Genomic DNA, 16,913 nt, shown 5'->3' with positions numbered 1-16,913 from the left:
GGACGGTTAAGGAGTTGTTTGAAGAGCCGGACGGACGCTTCATCCGTCCGGCAAATAAAGAAGGAAGAGGAATTAGTTGAATGCCTTCTTCAGGTCAACAGGCATGGCCTGATAGCCCGAAGTATTCTTAAACTGAATTTCAACGGCCGGTTCTTTTTCACCCCACTTGAATTCATCAATGTAGGGGTTCGGAGCGGATTCAAACGCGCCGGTCTTGAAGTTGAACTGAGCGCCGGCCGTGGCGGAGTAGACGAAGACAGAATTCTTATCCTGATAGTACTCAGTAAGCGACGTCACCGGGCTGTACCAAGCGTGGCCGCGTTCCTTGCCGTATTCCCAGATCTGTTCGACCGTCATCTTCTTCTGATCGATCTTGTAGACGACCGCACGCGAATACTTCATTTCAGGAAGCGCGGGCTGTTCCATGCCGCGGGCATCGCCGTTGTCGAAAACGGAGAGGTAGAAGACATCCTTATCAGACTTAGAGTCGACGCGCCAGCCGGTGTGCTGCGTCCAGGTCCAGTCAAAGTCGCCTTCGCACTTAGAACCTTCGCACTTAATGGGCTTGCCGTCTTTGTCGACGGGCTTAAGCACCTTGTCAGCGAACTTCGGACCCCAGCCTTCGGGCGAACCCATGATCCACTTCACCTGCTTGTCGCGGCCGATCTTAATGAGCGCGGACTGATGACGGGAGCTGATGATGATGGAGTCGTCGGTCGGGTCGTAGTCGACGGAGTTGACGTGCGCCCAGTTGCGGCCTGCGCCGGCACCGACGATGTCGCCGAAGTTGTCGGTCTTATCGAGTTCGGCGAGCTGTTCGGCAGTAATCGTCTGGCCGGCCTTCGTCGCATCAATGTTGAGACAGACTGCGCCTTGGTCGAGCGCTTTCAGTACATTGTTGCGGTAGGGATCAAGGATGTCCCAGAGCGCCCATTCGTCAACCACTGTGCCGTTCTGATCCACTTCGATAATCACGTCGCGAACCGTGCGGACATGCTTGCCGTCGGGACGAGCATGGTCGGCAGAGGCAACGCGCACGAGGTAATTGCCGTTCTGCATCGGATCCATGGCATGCGAGAAGTCGGCATAGCCGTCAGGGAGCTGACGGTTGAAGATTTCTCGTCCCATCAGATCGTACTTAACGTAGCGCTGGCCGTAGCCCCAGGTGAACGCGCCGTCATTGTTCTGACGGAAGCCCATCATGATGCCGGCCATATAGATATTGTTCGGGTCGTAGATCTTCGAGGGTTCCATGTACCAGCGGATCTCACCCTTCGTGTCGTAGATGGCGTTCTGCGGATAACGGTTCCATTCGAGTGCGCCGCCCATCGGGTTGTTCCAGACCGCGCGGGTCGTGTTCGGCGTTGCCGCGATCATGTTGTTGATGAGGTAGAGGCGGTCGCTGAACGCAGGATCAACCTTTTTGACTTCAGCCACCGGGAAGACTGAAGTCACGCCGGCGTAGCCCGCAGTAGCAATATTGGCAGGACCGGCATAAATGCGATAAACCTCTTTTTCAACCCGTTCGCTCTTGCCTTCGGTGGTCTTGGTGTAGGAAACCTCAACCGTATTGCGGTAGCCGGCATAGAGACCGAAGATCGGAATGCCGCCATGCGTGCGGGCCTTGGCGTCGCTCACCGTATAGGTGATTTCCTGACCGCCGTCCTTCGGGACGATGCGCACCGAGATGTCGGAGAGGGAGTAGCCGCCGTTGCGAATCACGGCCGTAAGCGGTGCAATGCCGTACGGATTCATCATGACGGCACCAATCTTGCCGGTCGTCGGATAGTTGACATGTGCGCCGGAAGCGCCGCCCATGGCATAAGCACCGGCCGAGAGACTCATGATGCCCGCGAGAACGCTGGCCGCAATGACGGTAGACTTGAACTTCATTACTGTTTCCTTTTTGTGTGGCTTGGGGGAAAGGCCGGCGGCGGATTGGTCGAAATCCTTGCGCGCCGCTTATTTCCCCATAAGACGAAGAGCAGTTTACGAAACTGCTCATTTCGACGAAATGCCGATTTTCCGAGATCAATTTGCAGATGCTGAGCAATGGTTCTTTCGCCAATCCCAAATGGACTGAGCTTTCCTTGGGCGACTTGATGTTTTTCCTGCGGCTAGTGGAGGAAAAGAGCCTCACGGAGGCGGCGAAGGCTCAAGGCATCAGTCTTTCGACGGCATCTCGTGTGCTGAAGATGCTCCGCGATGTGTTTGATGATCCGCTCTTTCTGCGGTCATCTCCGCAGCTGATCCCGACGCAGCGAGCTTTTGAACTCGAACCCGAAGTGCGTGCACTGCTTGGCGCTGCGGGAGCGCTTGTGAAGCCCGAGGTCTTTCGTCCTGCAGATCTCGAGCGTTCATTTCGAATTGGAGTTGTCGACAATGCGGTATACGCTGTGATGCGGGGATTCGTGAAGCGATTTTTGGAAGCTGCGCCGCGTGCCGGTTTGGAATTCGTCCAAATCGATGATCACCTCTTTGAAAAATTAGAAACAGGGGAAATTGACGCTGCCATCTATCCTTCGAGCCGCAAGCTTCCTGCAGGGATGCATGAGCTCAAACTCATTCGGATGGGCTATGCGCTTTGTACGCGGCCGAACCATCCGATTGCGCTGAAATGGCGCGAAACCGGTCGAATCCCTTGGAAGGATGTGAACCGCTGCCGCAAGATTCAGGTATCCAATCGCGGCAGCAGCCAGTATGAGATTTATTCGATGGACGAAAAAACGGTCGTGGGCGAGGAGCTTCTCGACCGGGCGATTGCAGTTCCTTTCTTTTTAGTTGTGCCCGGCATTTTGGAAGAAACCGACTGTGTAGCGGTTCTGCCGCTCCTTACTGCGCGGCTTTTCGAGTCTGAAGGCCGGATTGCGGTCATGCCGCTTCATCCGCAAACGGAGCTTGGCCGTGGACGGGAGACCTTCTGGGCACGGCTCATTTGGCATGAACGCGTTGACCGTGATCCTGCAATGGCATGGCTGAGGGGACTTATCAAGGCGAATGCCGAAAGAATCGGCGATTGCCTTGATGCAGGCGCTGATGATGCTGAGGAGCAATAAAGTACGTTGGACTGCAGACCCTGCTGCTGAAAAAAAGGAACATGCTCTGCACAGCGGATGGAATATTCGATTGAGTATAACTAACTAAGTTTAAGCGGCTGGTCAAGCGGGAACTGTTGCCGGCCGCGCGCGAAGAATTTGATTCGTGATGCTGAACGCTGACAGATCCAGGCCTTCGTGAATCTAGTTAAAACTCACATTGAGATCTTTTGCTCAACTAAGCTTTGGTTAAAATTCATCAGTCAGCATCCACCAGAGCAAAGGGGCCGGGTTATGTCCTATCAAGCAGAGTCTCAATCAACGATTAACGAAGTGCTCCTCCTGATTGCAGTTCTGCAGCGTATTCCGAAGAATCGTTGGGTGTCGTCGACTGAGATTCGCAAGGGGCTAGCTGCCGAGGGCATCGATTTGATGCCCCGTCGTCTTCAGCGCTTTTTGGTTGCTCTAGTGGAGTGCGAAGCTTTTCATATTGAAGTGGACCGCCGCGGAAAACCATACGGCTACCGCCGAAATGCACCCGATTCCACACTTGACGAAAGTTCGCTCACGCCGCAGGAGAGTCTGCTTCTGCGCTTGTGCCAGGAACGTCTCAAGTACCAGCTGCCGCCCTGTATTACGGAAGCAATGGAACCGCTTTTCAGTGCATCCAAAACGGCGCTCAATGAAAACGGCAAAAGCGCTAAAACACGGGAATGGCTGCAGAAAGTGGCATTCGTTTCGGATACGGTGCCGATGATGCCGCCCAAAATTAAACCGCGCATCTTTAATGCCGTGAGTGAAGCGCTCTATCGTGATTCCAAGCTTCGCGTGAAATTCCATAATAGCCGCGGAGAGGAGAACGAAGCCGTGGTTTCTCCGCTTGGCTTAGTGCAGCAGGTGCAGCGCCTTTATCTCATCTGCCAATTTGAGGGCTATAACAATATTCGTCACTTGGCGCTTCACCGCATGGACGAGGCCGAGGTGACCGCCTTCCCGTCCGTCAGGCCGCAGGACTTTTCACTTTCTCAATATGTTGCATCCCGCCACTTTAACTATTCGAACGGCGGCAAGATTCATTTGCTGATTGAATTCACCAACCCAGAGACGGCCGTGAATTTAAGCGAAACGCCATTCAATCCGACCCAAACGCTTCAGCAGCTCGAAGACGGCGCTTGGCGGCTTGAAGCGGATATGGATGATACGGTGCAGCTGACGGGCTGGATTGAAGCCTGGCGTGAACGCGGGGGATTCCGCAAGGTGGAGAAAACGCCGATTGAAGCGTGATTGACAAGATGGTGCTGCGCATAAGCTCAGCGCGCTTGCGCGGCCGCGGGAGCGTTATTTCGCTTTAAAAAAGAGCGTAGGTTCTTGCTTTTCACGTTCATCGGCGGCAATGCGTGCTTTGCCGAATTTCGTGAGCTTTCCGTCTTGATAAAGCGCTTCCCAGTCGCGTACTGCCGAAGGCGGAAGCATCAGCTCACGGGCAACTTCCTCAATCGTCAGGCCTTTTTGAAAGAGCGCGAGCGCTTCTTCTTTGATGGATTTTTCCAGCTGCGGCGTCTTCGGCGGTTTGATCGATTTAGAGGCCTGCGGTGCCTTTGGGGTCCGAGGAGCTGTGTCGGCTTTTGTGTTTCGAGCAGGGCTTTTTGAATTTGCCGGCGGCACAGCAGCAGACGAAACTGAGCGTAAGGGCAGGGGTTCCAGTGAGCGCCTTGCAGTTTCAGACGGCACTGATGATGATTCCGAAGATGCGGAAGCTTCGTCGGGCGTCGTGCCTAAAACATCAAAAATCGAATCAGTAGCGGCGTCGTCAAGCGGGGTGGTCTTACGTTTGGCCATGCAAAGAGTACGGGTGACATTTGAGACGCTAAACATAGCTCAGCCGGAAGAAATCTGCCTGATCATGCCGCATATCCTTGAGCCGCAGCTCACAGACTTGAGGACATTGTCTAAGGATGAGCCTTGCAGCACCCGATAAACTCAAAAGCTGCATGTTTGTTTTCTTTAAGGTGTCCTCATGCACTATCGCCTGGCTGTGCCGGAAGATGCTCCTGCGCTTTTGCAGATTTACTCCGAATATATTCATTCAACGATTACGTTTGAATACACGCTGCCGACAACAGAAGAATTCGCCGAACGCATTCGCACCATTGCCGGCTTTTATCCCTACATTGTCGCCGAAGAGGATGGGCGCTGCATGGGCTATGCCTATGCCCACCGTCATATGGAACGAGCGGCGTATCAATGGAACGCTGAGCTTTCGGTTTATCTCGCCAAGAGCGCAGTGGGCTGCGGTTTGGGCGGAGGGCTTTACAGCCGCCTGATGACGCTTCTCAAGGCTCAGGGGGTCTTGTCTGTTTTCGGCTGCGTAACGTCTCCCAATCCGCCTAGTGATCGGCTGCATAAGCGTATGGGATTCAAACTCGTCGGCACCTATCTTCAGGCGGGTTTTAAGAACGGAGCATGGCACGACGTCAACTGGTATCAGAAGATGCTCGGTGACCATCTTGATGACCCCAAGCCGCCGGTGCCGCTTTCAGCGCTCGAAAAAGATTCCATTCTGGAAGTGTTGACTGGACGACATTTGGAATTTTGATTTCGGCTTAGCCTCATCCCCCGGGTCGTAGCGGCACAGCTCTGTTGCTGTGCATGATTTCGGGATGTTGGACCGTTCATTGCTGTTGCCCGCTTGAGAGGCCAATTTTCTGCGGCAAGATGCAGCTGATGGTTTTCGCAACGATTCAAGCTTTTTTAGAACAATAATCAGGACTAAACGAACCATGAAGAAAGTTTTTCATACTGCCGCAGCTGCTGTTCTCGGTCTCTCCGCATTGACGATCGCTGCTTCTTCAGTACTGGCCGCGGATGCAGACTCTGCGAAACTGGCTGGCTGGACCGAAGGTGCCGAGGTCATCCATGTTGAAGGGAAAGTCCCGCGCATCGACATGATTTCCGGCGTTATTTATTCTCAGATTAAGTCGACCCGCACTGTTCGCCAGCTTCGTATGACGCTTGAAATTCCCCGCACGAAGGTGAAGAAGCCGGCGGTGATCTATTTTCCGGGCGGCGGCTTCACATCGGCGGACCATGAAAAGTTTTCTGAAATGCGGCGCGCGCTTGCCAACGCAGGGTTTGTTGTAGCTGCAGCGGAATACCGCGTGGTGCCCGATAAGTTCCCTGCCATTCTTGAGGATGCAAAGTCTGCAGTGCGTTACCTGCGTGCACATGCAGCTGAATACGGCATCGATCCGGCTCGAATCGGTGTTTTGGGGGATTCTGCCGGCGGCTACCTCTCGCAGATGACCGGCGTCACCAACGGAGAAAAACAGTTTGATAAAGGCGATTGGCTTAATGTTTCGTCCGATGTTCAGGCGGCAGTCACCATTTACGGACTGTCAGATCTGACAACTATCGGCGAGGGTTTTGGTCCTGAAATTGATAAGGTGCATGAATCGCCTGCATCTACTGAGGCGCTGTTGGTGAACGGTCCTGCTTTCAGAACCTATCCGGGAGCTTCGATCATGGCTGACCGGAAGGCTGCGTTGGCCGCCAGCCCATTGGGTCACGTTGACGGATCAGAGCCTCCGTTCCTCATCCTCCACGGCGCGCAGGATCCGCTCGTGAGCCCGACGCAGAGCGCAAAGCTCTTCCGCGCACTGAAGGCAAAGAACGTTGATGCTGAATATGTTTTAGTTGACAACGCTCAGCACGGTGATCTCCCTTGGTTCCAAAAACCCGTCATCGAACGGGTGGTTAACTGGTTCGTGAAGGTGCTTAAACCCGTAAAAGCAGAAGAGGCGGAAGGCGCAGTGCTTTAAAGCCGCGTCAGCTGTCTACGAAGAAAGCCGAACCTCGGCTGGTAATACCGCAGGAGAGTTTTCAAAATGGGGGTGTGATATTGGCATCACACCCCCAATTTGTCTTTTGCGAGGCTAGTATGAACCCATGCCCGACGCGCCCGAGGGGTACGGTCCCGGTTTAAAAAGCCAAGGACAGGACATAAAGACCGTTAAAAACAGATTCCGCGCCTGCGGAGTTAAAGAAGAGAGCTGTTCGCCGCCCGAGGGGTCCCGGCAACCGCAGCTCCGAGAAAGGTTTTCTCAGTCGACCGAATGGGTGTCATCACCCGGACTGCAGAATGAACCAGCGGTCAAATTCAAAATGCAAATGACTGCAGAACATTGACAGTTTCGTGATGCCGATCTGTCGAAAGTCTGCAGGAAACAAATTCAAAGGAACCTCAAATGTCGATTGCCAATCTCATTACGCGTACTTTTACCGGCGCTGCTGCCGCAGCTGTTCTGGCGTTCGGTTTTTCAGCCGGCGCTGCCGCTGCTGATAAAGTCATCCGTATCGGTGTGACGCCAGTGCCCCATGCGGACATCGTCAACTTCATCAAACCTCAGCTTGAAAAAGAGGGCGTAAAGCTTGAAGTGGTTGAATTTAACGATTACGTTCAGCCCAATCTCGCTTTGGATTCGAAGGACTTGGATGCCAACTACTTCCAGACGATTCCTTATCTTGAAGAGTTTGTGAAGCAGCACAACTTTAAGTTCAAGATCCTCGTCTCCGTTCATCTTGAACCGATGGCCGTTTATTCGAAGAAGTTTAAGAACGTGGCCGATATCCCGGCTGGCTCTCGCATTGCCGTACCGTCCGACCCGACCAATGAAGGCCGTGCGCTCAAGGTTCTTGAAAACGCCGGTCTCATCAAGCTGAAGAAAGATGCGACGCTCCTTGCGACGACGGTGGACATCGTTGAGAATCCCAAGAAGCTTTCTTTCTATGAGCTTGAACCGGCTCAGCTCCCGCGTTCGCTCGATGATGTGGCTGCAGCTGTGATTAATGCCAACTATGCACTTCAGGCCGGCCTCAATCCTGCGCATGATTCCATCGCGCTTGAAGCGAAGTCCTCACCCTTCGGCAACGTTGTAGTCGTTCGCGACGGTGATGAAGCAAAGCCCGAGTTCCAGAAACTCAAGGCAGCCATTACGTCTCCTGAAGTGAAGAAGTTCATTGAAGAAAAGTACAAGGGCGGCGTGATCCCGGTTTTCTAATCGGACGATTGCCCAAAAGTAATTGAGTCTGCGCTGCTGCTGTAGAAGCGCAGACTTTTCGGGACCGCTTGCATTTCGGTGCAGGCGGTTTTCGATTGTTAGGTCGTCAGGCTGCGGGGAACCTTATTTAAGGTTAATGGCGGGCAGTTAATATACATTCATGAAAATGTATTCAATTCTTTTGGATTGCCATCTGTATTCTGAACCTCAACTCCCGGGGATGCACCTAGTCCCGGAACACCCGCGGGGGCAAGGGCAAACCTAGCAGGGTAAAGAGATCTCGGATTTTCTTCGGGATCTCTTTTGTTTTCCAACCGTTGCGATCAGTTGGTTTATTGGCTTTCAGATAACGCAGCTGTATGAAGGCCTTCGTCAAAGAATTGTTGGGCAAACGGTTCGTTGTCCGTATTCGGCTGCTCAAACGGCTCTTGTTCAATGAGCTGATTATTGTCGTAAAGCCAAAACTTGCCGGCGTATTCCGGGTTATTCGTGAGGAATTTGCACCCGATATGGACCTGCCCAGTTTGCGGATCCAAACGCCCGACATGGCATCGTTTCTCAATGCGTGACTGTTTCTTTTCCGGATCCCAGCGATTGCGATAGACGTAGACATAGGTACGCCCATCAGCATCCGTGTACATAGAGAAAGACCAGGGATTAGGAAGAATAAATAGGTCGACTATGCGTCAGATCAGGAGCTCCCGGAGCTAGTCTTCGGGAGTTTGGGCTTCATAGTCACTCGTTAATAACAATGAAACCCTCCGTATTTTGGATTCGGCGGGTTTCCCTATTTACGCCAAGTTTTCGGCACAGGCGTTGATGCTGAAAACAACAACGAAAATCGAGCAAAGAATTAATGCACCTCTACGGGGAATCCGGGTTGGGTGAAATCAGCTTTTTCTAAGGCAGCTCGCACCGCTAATTGGTCTTTTTGCGATAGTTTTCCATATTTGCGTTGGCCGACCAACACCGACAAAGGCGCCAAAATCGTTTTACTGCAACGAGCCGTGGAGGGGTTGCTTAAGCCGGCAGCCTGCCAGTCGAGCAATGGGATTTCTCTCCTTCAATACCCTGTTTAGGTGGATGCGTTGTGACCTTGACAGACAAAAGCATAAGTTGCACGCCGCCTTGACCTATGCCGCCGAAGATGACGGGGCGGAACTTGAAAACATCTGGTTGATCGTCAAAGGCAAATGGAATGCGCCAGACCTTATAAGGCTGAGGTGTTGTTTCACTTCGCATCGTCATGATCGTAGTCGTCGTCTTCACGCCACGAGGCGGGCAACACAACGTTTTCGTTGCGGATTTCCGGCTTGAGGATGTTCGGATTGTTGTAGTTCACTAACGGGACCGTACGAACTTCAAATGGAAAACCCCCGCACTGGTTAAACATACGGACAAAGATTTTGATGGCGCCAGAGGGCGTCAAACCAAGAGCTTCAGTTGTTTTCACGAACAACTCCTTGTCCGTGACAGATATTTTGGTATTAAGAGATGTAATCGCTTCCATAGCAATCCCTCGTATGTCTACTAAACTAATAGACTACTTTAGATTAGTTTTATACCACTTTTGTCAACAGTCAAGTAAGTTGCCCCCCTAGCGGACAAATCTTGACCCCTACAGAAATGCATTATTGAGCTCGCCCTTACGACTTTTGAGGGTATTTCCAGAATTTATTTTACGTAGATCAGTTGATCTCGTTAATCATGTCTCTTTTAGAGGGAAACTTAATGAGAGCATGCAACTTAAAGTGACTTGAATTACATTGTATTTATTAATTTAGAGATATTCATCTCGCCTCAACTTAATCTATAGTTTGCAAAATTTATCTCCTTCAATGCCAGCAATATTTTCCCAAAGATCAAGCTTCTTACTATTATTTAAGCTGTTTGACCGGCCAAATAACTGCATGGCTTCGGCGAAGCTGAATGGCAAAAATGGGGCTTGGAATTCTTTTGTTTTTTCGGCGTCGGGAAGTTCTGCGATCTGCAGTTCCTTTTCATAGCGAGCAGCCAGACTGGCAAGAATGCGGACCAATGCATCGTGTTCAAGACGTCGTTCGCGAACGATGAGTTCATCTTCATTGCGATGCGTACTTGCACCGATTTTTCTGAAAATGAAATCAAGCTCTTTGATGGCGGCTGATGCGGGTTTCGTAATAAACCGGATGCGATACTGCGGGAGCTGATCCTCAACGTATGGGATTAAACAATCGCTGACGTCCATGAGTTGTCGGAGTGCGCTGCGGAAAAGTCCAAAGGCACTTTCTGTGCCATTGGGCGGAAGAGCGGCATGGAAAAGGTGAGCATATTTATCAAGGAATTCACGGCAGTCATTTTGACTGATGAACCCTCGTATCTTGTCAACAATCAAGATGCGGGCGTTCGCAGTAATGCGCGCTAGGACGACGTTTTGAAGATGCGCGGGAAGATGCCACAGGGTATCTGGTTCATTGGGTTGCCAGGAGTCAAGCATTTGCTCATCAATGTTGCTCTTTGGAAGTTCGGCAGCATTCAAGGCTGGCAGAAGCCAATTTGCAGCCGCAGTGAAGGCTGCTCTCGATTCACCGACTTCCGATAAGACGGTCCAAAGCGCAAGCAGCTCTTTGCGGTCGGAATTCGGGATGCGGCAGAGCAGATCGACAAACGTATCTTCAGTAGCAGCAGTCATAGAGCACTCCAAAGCACTTAATAAACGGACATCGGGAGAACATCATTCAATTCATCCGATAACCCATCATAGTTCCTCGATGCGACGAATGGCGACGCACGCGGTTTTATGATGAAGTTAAGGAAAGATGGCAGAAAAGCTCTTGGATATCTCTTGCTGCCGAGTTTTGTCAGGAGAATACACACAGATGTCTCGGTCTCGACGTCACACACCCATTGGTCCATTTTTTTGCTGCAACAGCAATCACATCTCAGAAAAACTAGAAAAGCGCTGGCGCAACCGCATGATTCGTGCTGCCGCCCGCAATGCACTTGTTCGAGCACTGCGGCTGAATGAATGCCTCGAAGATGTCGAGGCTCTATATGCTGAGCCGAAGCCTTGGTGTTTCATTAAGCTCTACGGCACGGAGAAGGAAGGCAAATATTGGTATAGCTTTGCCAATACACCAGAAGGTGCAAAGGAGCGAACTCAATTTATGCGAAAGTAAGAAGCAGTCATCTTCATTTGCGATGCAGACCTCATGTTAGATGATGTTCAAGGGGGACTATAATTTTACAATCCAATTGAGCATTTTTTACAGCAACAAATATTGATTTTTTTCTGATTCTTTTTGAATGGAGCCTACTTTACTATATCGTTTTCTTAAGATAATTATATATATTAACAAAATATTCTTGTGTAAATAATTAAAGCCAAACGTTTGCGGCTGTTTTATGGTCAATGGGCGCCGTTTTTTTTTGCCAAGAATGTTGAATCGGTCAGAGATAATAGTAATCCGCAATAAAATCCGATCTAAATTTTGTTTTTTTATCATGGGAATTCTATGCAATATTGACAGGTAGAAATACGAATGAAGAAACGATGCATTTATTGTTGTGAGGTTAAATGATATTCAAGTTAAGGCTACTGAAACTAAACAATAGTGTTGCTTTAATATTAAGAATACACGTTTACCGATGAATCGAAGAACCAAAGGCCGTGGTCTGAAGTCAACGATAGCTGATGTAATAATGTAATCAATCTGGCGAGCTGTCAATTGCATTATTTTCGTATTCGAATGCCATAACGATCTTTAAGCGGAGGAGACCATGAGTTTATTCAAGAAAAAGGAGGGTGCTTAATCCTTTGAGTATCTTCCAACCATCAATGATAAGCACTGACTAACCCGTTAAAGGGGCAAAGACACCCTAATTAATGCTTGCCTTCACAAAGCATTGATGCCGATGGCTTAAAAAAACCAACGATCAAGTGTGATAAGAGGTAAGGTTCACATAGTGACAAACACTATTGCGATCGACCCTGTGGAATTGAGTTTATGGATTGGCGACGTGTTTTCTTTCGATGTACGATCTTGCGGCATTTTCTTGCACGCCCCCGCGGGGTGCTCAGTGAGACTTATCGTTATGAAGAGATTTCACTATTTCCGAAGGATTTAAATGAGAACTATCACCCTTCGGATTTTGCGGAAAAAGTCGTTGATCCAAAGAGTTTTCGCAATATTTTGACCAGCACTCTGGGTTGGACAGTGAGTTTTGTACTGGCCTTCTTTTTAGTTGTTCAACTTACTTATACTAGGGAAACCATTCGACTGCTCGATGAACGGCAGATCTCGCTTGCCCAGGCGACGGCGGACTCCATTGCGACGCGCTATCGTAACTTAGGCATCATCGCCGAGGGAGCTTTAGACGATTTCCCTTCCCAAGATCCCAGCTCTGTTGCTTGGCAGCGAGTACTGCAGAAAATTCAGCGTTTTGCACCTGCTGTATCCCTGCATCTCGAAAAGGTCCCGGGACAATACGAGTCATTGCTTTCTCCAGAAGCTCGAGAACAAAGTATCCATGAGCAGTATGTTTTTGTTTCTATTCCCGTTGATTCACCACAATGGCATGGCTATCTTGCCATTGAGGTGCAAAACACTTTTTGGCTTTCCTCGGCCTGGCGGGCTGTATCCGATGCGGGTTTGATTGGAACTTTGTTTGACGGTAGGGGCAGTGTCATAATCTCTAATCAGCATGGTTCGCATGCATTGGACATGTCCCAAAGCGAAATTAGGGAGCGTACTCAGGGATATACAACGACTTGGACCTCACCAGGAACACGCAATATAGCCGTCATTCATGCGTATGTGCCAGTGCCAGACACAGATTGGCTGCTAGTGGTTGATCAAATGCAAGCCGATCGTGACCGGCAGATGCGCTCTGTGGTGTTTGCTTCCGGCTTTCTTTTTGTGGCAGCGCTTTTTGGCGTGTTTGTGATTGGTTTTTTGGCTAGTCGGCCGTTGTCTTTGTCGGTTGGATACCTTACCGACATGATTGAGGACTTCACACGTTCCGGGCGCAAACCTCCGGTGCCCTTGCAGCTTAAGCATAAAGGCCCCACGGAACTATTGGAAATCGCTGAGCGTTTTGCCAAGGTGGCTGGGGTTGTGATCAACAGTCAAAAACGTCTGCAACAGTTAAATGTCAACCTGGAGCAGGAAGTTGCTCGCCGTACTGAAACGCTTTTACAGCGTAATTCAGAACTTTCGGCACTGCAAAAGCTTTTGACACCTTTGAATCAAGCTGCAGGAAAATCCATTGAAGAAACTATCGTTCGTATTCGAGAAATTTTGTCGCTTAAAGAACTCTACTTTGTACCCAAAAAACAAAATTCCGAACCTTCAGCTGAGACGCTGCAGCGATGCTTAATTCCCATTTTGGCTGAAAAACGGCTTCTCGGGTGGCTTGCAACGTCTCACACTGTGGAAAATGATCCCGAAGCATTACGCGGACTAAACCTTTTGGCGAGCTCGCTTGGAGTGGTTCTTTCCAATCAACAATTGCTGCAGTCCATTGCTAATCAGCACCGTATGCTCGAAGAAGTATTTTCTTCTATGGCGGAAGGTGTGGCGATTCTAGACCACGATGGACTTCTGCTGAAGCATAATGATTGCCTGAGCACGATTTTGGGGTTAGATCTCCCATCGCATCCGCGGCCATATTTGATGCCACTGCTTAAATCTGCTTTCGTGATTCGTTTGGCTCCTGGAATGCAAAAAATGGATGCCAAAACAGCATTGCAACCTCAAATTACATCTTTTGCTTGCGATGAAATCTATCGTTTGACCAGCATTCCTCATGCAACAGAATCGGAGCGCACTTTAGTTGCTATCACCTTCAATATCCGTGCCGAAGAAAAAAACGGTTTGCAGCCTTCGATGGGTATCGTGTTTCGAGATGTCTCTCAGGATGTTCAGGTTGAGCAGATCAAGGACCGCTTGATTTCGGTGGTTGCTCACGAGTTAAAAACTCCGATTACGGCTTTGCGTCTTCAGGCAGAAACTCTGGCTACGCAAATTGGCATTGGAGAAGAAGAGCGTTCCCAGATTCTGCAGGATATGCAGGACGAAGCTTTTCGGCTGCGCAGCCTTGTTGATGACTGGCTTGATATTTCTCGGTTAGAGGAAGGTAAGGTTCAGCTGCAAAGACGAATCATGCATATTGCAACGCCCATTGATCGTGCTGCCAAGATTGTGAACGCCCGTTATCCCATAACCGTGACTCGAAGTATTGATACCGAAGCAGAATGCTTCCGTTTTGATCCTGAACGCATAACACAGGTATTCATTAACCTCTTTAATAATGCGGCTCGTTACCACCGTGAAGGTGCAGATCCATGCGTGCATGTAACCGTTACTAAAGAAGGGGATTGGGTGGCAATTCGGGTGAAAGACAATGGAGTAGGGATTGCAAAAAGCAAGATGCCTTATATTTTTGAACACTTTTTTCAAGCCGACATGAGTATTGCACGGAGGCGCGGCGGAACTGGTTTGGGACTTGCTATTGTGAAAGGCATTGTTGATGTTCACGGAGGCACTATTTCAGTGGCAAGTGAAGTGGGCGTTGGCACTGAATTTACGCTTGTTTTGCCTTACTGAAGGAGTTGGCGATGACCGAGGTACGGCCCTTGATTTTGGTAGTGGATGATGAATCCATGATTCGCCGTTTAGTGCTTGCCAATCTGGAGCGCGCGGGTTATGACGTGATGAGCGCTGCTGATGGCATCCGCGCATTGGAGGTGTATGCCAAAGCCCCGGTCAAGCCTAATCTTGTGATTCTTGATGTCATGATGCCCGAGATGGATGGCTTTGAATGCGCACGGCGGTTGAGAGAAAAAAAGGATGTCCCAGTGATCTTTATGACCGCCAAAACTGATTCAGCATCCAAATTGCGTGGTTTTGATTTAGGGGCAGATGACTACGTCTGTAAGCCCTTCTCCATGGAAGAACTTTTAGCTCGTATTCGTGCCATATTGCATCGCTCAAGTAAAGCTCGCGTGGAAACAAATTATCACAAGTATGAGAACGGCCCTATTACTCTTTGCGTGGAAAAACGACAGGTTCTGATTGCCGGCAGGGAAGTTCATTTTGCCGATACAGAATTTCAACTGTTGGCTATTTTGCTCAAGGATCCAGGCGTTATTCACACGCACGTTGAACTCTTGAGGAAAGTGTGGGGGCCGGAGAGCATTGGAGAGGTGCAGTACCTGCGTGTAGCTTTTGCACGTTTGCGCCGAAAGTTTGAGGAAGCAGGCCTAGAAGGTGGTTTGATATCAGCTTATTCAGGTGTGGGCTATGTTTTTCGGGATCTGCGTGACGAAAACGTGGACTTGTAATGCATTGCAATCTTTCGGCAACTTTTTTCTAATGAGCAGGCGTTTTTCGTTTATGGCTGAGCAAGCTCTCTTTTCTAGACTGTAGTTAGTACGAAAGTGTTTGCTTTACTCATTGTTTTCAATGAGTAATCAAACCTTTTTCTAACAAGAGGAGAGAGCAATGAGTACAGCGCACATAATTGCCCAGCTATGCATGCTGGCAACGCTGATCTTAATGATTACCGGTAAAACCCCTATCTATATGACCGCTATTGTGGGGGCGGCCATTTCAGCATTAATTGCTGGATTCCCTATGGCAGGCGGAACCGGTATGACCGTCACCAAGATGATCGTTTCTGGCTTAAATCCAGTGATTGCCGATATGACGGGTATCTTGCTCTTTATCGGCATTATGCAGGCCACGGGTTTTTTGGACGTGATCATTCGCGATATCGTTCGTCTCGGCAATAAATGGGGCGGCGGTGTCGGTGTGCCTGTGCGGGTGGTGTGGCTGCCGGTGTGATAGGTGCCTTGACGGGCTTTACGCAACCGGTGATCACGGCCGTGATTTGTGGTCCGGCAGCTGTGCGTTTGGGGGTACGTCCCAACCAATCGGCCGGTATGATTGCCCACGCTGGCCATATTGGCAACTTAGCGGGCTTCACTCACCCCACGCAGGTTGCAATTTTGGCGACTGCAGGCATTGGCTACGGCCTCTTCAATGTCTTGGGTTTTATTGCTGCCGGTTCCATCTTCGTGCTCTCCGCAATCCGTGCGACGGCTGACATGCGTCGTCGCGGCATCAAGATTGATGCGGCGGAAAAGGCCCGTATCATACAGGAAATCGAAAATCGCGAATACTCGACCACCTCGTGGAAAGCGTTCTTCCCCTTCCTCGTGTTGGTTATTGGCTTTATCTGTGGTTTGCCGATTTTTCTGGTAGGTATGGCTGCAGCCATTGTCACCATGATGCTGGCGCACGCCAGCCCGAAACAGGCCGAGCTCGACATGATGAAAGGTGTTTCCCTGATTGCTACACCGTTGGTGGCTACGATCGGCTTCCTATTCATGTCCACTGTGATTCGTGAAATTGGCATGGTGCAGACGGTCTCTGATTTTGTCTCGCCGGTGCTCTCGGTACAGCCCGTCCTGATTCTCTTTGCGGTAGCCTTCTTAACGGGCTTCATGACGCAGTCCTATGCTGCTTCGGTGGCGGTTTTGGTGCCTTTCTTACAGGTGACCCTGCAGACTGGTGCGGATCCCTTCGCTTCGGCTTTTGCTGCGGCTTCTGGATGCTCGCTCATTCAGTACTTCTTGACGGGCGGTCCGGTAGCTGCTTTGTCGACGGTGATTCCGGTAATCCCGGGCAGCGACTTGAAGGGAGCAAACGCTTTCCAGCGTCCATCGATTCTCTTTGGCTGCTTAGTGGCTTTCATCATTACGGCTTGCTTGGCTTTCCTTTAGTAACTTGCGCTGCAGTCCGACTTAGCCGGATTAGGGCAGAGGCGGGCTGCAGTT

Annotated in this window: 16 protein-coding genes; 10 read left to right on the top strand and 6 right to left on the bottom strand. The window is 50.2% G+C overall.

From position 1 onward, the window contains the following. Positions 1 to 72 precede the first annotated feature (72 nt). The gene (locus DES29_RS08000; RefSeq protein WP_005428933.1) at positions 73 to 1,893 is read right to left on the bottom strand and encodes an aryl-sulfate sulfotransferase; all 1,821 of its coding nucleotides are present in this window, start codon (positions 1,891 to 1,893) and stop codon (positions 73 to 75) included. 149 nt (positions 1,894 to 2,042) lie between these two features. Between DES29_RS08000 and DES29_RS07995 the strand changes: the two genes are divergently transcribed. Together DES29_RS07995 and DES29_RS07990 are read left to right on the top strand one after the other, a co-directional pair. After that, positions 2,043 to 3,056, top strand: coding sequence for a LysR family transcriptional regulator (locus DES29_RS07995; RefSeq protein ID WP_021995590.1), 1,014 nt, complete (start codon positions 2,043 to 2,045; stop codon positions 3,054 to 3,056). 273 nt (positions 3,057 to 3,329) lie between these two features. Continuing rightward, positions 3,330 to 4,319, top strand: coding sequence for a helix-turn-helix transcriptional regulator (locus DES29_RS07990; protein WP_005428936.1), 990 nt, complete (start codon positions 3,330 to 3,332; stop codon positions 4,317 to 4,319). Positions 4,320 to 4,373: 54 nt separating this feature from the next. Here DES29_RS07990 and DES29_RS07985 read toward each other — a convergent pair whose 3' ends face one another. After that, positions 4,374 to 4,910, bottom strand: coding sequence for a transposase (locus DES29_RS07985; RefSeq protein ID WP_038024956.1), 537 nt, complete (start codon positions 4,908 to 4,910; stop codon positions 4,374 to 4,376). A gap of 142 nt (positions 4,911 to 5,052) precedes the next feature. On the opposite strand from DES29_RS07985, the gene DES29_RS07980 reads away from it, so the two are divergent. From DES29_RS07980 to DES29_RS07970, 3 genes are all read left to right on the top strand, one after another. Beyond that, positions 5,053 to 5,631, top strand: coding sequence for a GNAT family N-acetyltransferase (locus DES29_RS07980; RefSeq protein ID WP_005428939.1), 579 nt, complete (start codon positions 5,053 to 5,055; stop codon positions 5,629 to 5,631). A 184-nt stretch (positions 5,632 to 5,815) separates the two neighbouring features. Next, on the top strand, positions 5,816 to 6,853 hold the full coding sequence (locus DES29_RS07975) for an alpha/beta hydrolase (RefSeq protein ID WP_005428941.1): 1,038 nt from the start codon (positions 5,816 to 5,818) through the stop codon (positions 6,851 to 6,853). 426 nt (positions 6,854 to 7,279) lie between these two features. Beyond that, on the top strand, positions 7,280 to 8,092 hold the full coding sequence (locus tag DES29_RS07970; protein WP_005428943.1) for a MetQ/NlpA family ABC transporter substrate-binding protein: 813 nt from the start codon (positions 7,280 to 7,282) through the stop codon (positions 8,090 to 8,092). A gap of 332 nt (positions 8,093 to 8,424) precedes the next feature. On the opposite strand, the gene DES29_RS07960 is transcribed toward DES29_RS07970, so the two are convergent. The 4 genes from DES29_RS07960 to DES29_RS07950 form a co-directional block, all read right to left on the bottom strand. Then, complete coding sequence (locus DES29_RS07960; protein WP_005428945.1) at positions 8,425 to 8,733, bottom strand: hypothetical protein; 309 nt, start codon at positions 8,731 to 8,733, stop codon at positions 8,425 to 8,427. Between the two features lie 379 nt (positions 8,734 to 9,112). After that, positions 9,113 to 9,340, bottom strand: a complete 228-nt coding sequence (locus DES29_RS12380) for a hypothetical protein (RefSeq protein WP_016474458.1) — start codon at positions 9,338 to 9,340, stop codon at positions 9,113 to 9,115. Further along, entirely contained in the window at positions 9,324 to 9,545 is a 222-nt protein-coding gene (locus DES29_RS07955; protein ID WP_231293646.1) for a translation repressor RelB, read from the bottom strand. Before DES29_RS07955 ends, DES29_RS12380 begins: the two co-directional genes overlap by 17 nt. 357 nt (positions 9,546 to 9,902) lie before the next feature. After that, a complete protein-coding gene (locus DES29_RS07950; protein ID WP_231293647.1) occupies positions 9,903 to 10,610 on the bottom strand; it encodes a hypothetical protein in 708 nt (235 codons plus the stop codon). 280 nt (positions 10,611 to 10,890) lie between these two features. Here DES29_RS07950 and DES29_RS07945 point away from each other — a divergent pair, with 280 nt between their 5' ends. The 5 genes from DES29_RS07945 (at position 10,891) to DES29_RS07930 (ending at position 16,859) form a co-directional block, all read left to right on the top strand. Further along, on the top strand, positions 10,891 to 11,250 hold the full coding sequence (locus DES29_RS07945; RefSeq protein ID WP_147145891.1) for a hypothetical protein: 360 nt from the start codon (positions 10,891 to 10,893) through the stop codon (positions 11,248 to 11,250). A gap of 828 nt (positions 11,251 to 12,078) precedes the next feature. Beyond that, positions 12,079 to 14,679 (top strand): sensor histidine kinase, encoded by a 2,601-nt coding sequence (locus DES29_RS07940; RefSeq protein WP_113854700.1) that lies wholly within the window; start codon positions 12,079 to 12,081, stop codon positions 14,677 to 14,679. Positions 14,680 to 14,690: 11 nt separating this feature from the next. After that, positions 14,691 to 15,416, top strand: a complete 726-nt coding sequence (locus DES29_RS07935) for a response regulator transcription factor (RefSeq protein ID WP_005428964.1) — start codon at positions 14,691 to 14,693, stop codon at positions 15,414 to 15,416. A gap of 160 nt (positions 15,417 to 15,576) precedes the next feature. Next, entirely contained in the window at positions 15,577 to 15,918 is a 342-nt protein-coding gene (locus tag DES29_RS12630; protein WP_236578935.1) for a hypothetical protein, read from the top strand. Positions 15,919 to 15,926: 8 nt separating this feature from the next. Next, on the top strand, positions 15,927 to 16,859 hold the full coding sequence (locus DES29_RS07930; protein WP_236578936.1) for a citrate transporter: 933 nt from the start codon (positions 15,927 to 15,929) through the stop codon (positions 16,857 to 16,859). Positions 16,860 to 16,913 lie beyond the last annotated feature (54 nt).

It is taken from the genome of Sutterella wadsworthensis, from assembly GCF_003315195.1.
Classification (GTDB): domain Bacteria; phylum Pseudomonadota; class Gammaproteobacteria; order Burkholderiales; family Burkholderiaceae_F; genus Sutterella; species Sutterella wadsworthensis.
This window is presented reverse-complemented; position numbering and strand designations above follow the sequence as displayed.

What these genes read in the sequence shown, in the direction of transcription:
- DES29_RS08000 (WP_005428933.1), bottom strand. Translation starts at nt 1,893, where the DNA reads ATGAAGTTCAAGTCTACCGTCATTGCGGCCAGCGTTCTCGCGGGCATC.
- DES29_RS07995 (WP_021995590.1), top strand. Translation starts at nt 2,043, where the DNA reads ATGCTGAGCAATGGTTCTTTCGCCAATCCCAAATGGACTGAGCTTTCC.
- DES29_RS07990 (WP_005428936.1), top strand. Translation starts at nt 3,330, where the DNA reads ATGTCCTATCAAGCAGAGTCTCAATCAACGATTAACGAAGTGCTCCTC.
- DES29_RS07985 (WP_038024956.1), bottom strand. Translation starts at nt 4,910, where the DNA reads ATGTTTAGCGTCTCAAATGTCACCCGTACTCTTTGCATGGCCAAACGT.
- DES29_RS07980 (WP_005428939.1), top strand. Translation starts at nt 5,053, where the DNA reads ATGCACTATCGCCTGGCTGTGCCGGAAGATGCTCCTGCGCTTTTGCAG.
- DES29_RS07975 (WP_005428941.1), top strand. Translation starts at nt 5,816, where the DNA reads ATGAAGAAAGTTTTTCATACTGCCGCAGCTGCTGTTCTCGGTCTCTCC.
- DES29_RS07970 (WP_005428943.1), top strand. Translation starts at nt 7,280, where the DNA reads ATGTCGATTGCCAATCTCATTACGCGTACTTTTACCGGCGCTGCTGCC.
- DES29_RS07960 (WP_005428945.1), bottom strand. Translation starts at nt 8,733, where the DNA reads ATGTACACGGATGCTGATGGGCGTACCTATGTCTACGTCTATCGCAAT.
- DES29_RS12380 (WP_016474458.1), bottom strand. Translation starts at nt 9,340, where the DNA reads ATGACGATGCGAAGTGAAACAACACCTCAGCCTTATAAGGTCTGGCGC.
- DES29_RS07945 (WP_147145891.1), top strand. Translation starts at nt 10,891, where the DNA reads ATGGCAGAAAAGCTCTTGGATATCTCTTGCTGCCGAGTTTTGTCAGGA.
- DES29_RS07940 (WP_113854700.1), top strand. Translation starts at nt 12,079, where the DNA reads ATGGATTGGCGACGTGTTTTCTTTCGATGTACGATCTTGCGGCATTTT.
- DES29_RS07935 (WP_005428964.1), top strand. Translation starts at nt 14,691, where the DNA reads ATGACCGAGGTACGGCCCTTGATTTTGGTAGTGGATGATGAATCCATG.
- DES29_RS12630 (WP_236578935.1), top strand. Translation starts at nt 15,577, where the DNA reads ATGAGTACAGCGCACATAATTGCCCAGCTATGCATGCTGGCAACGCTG.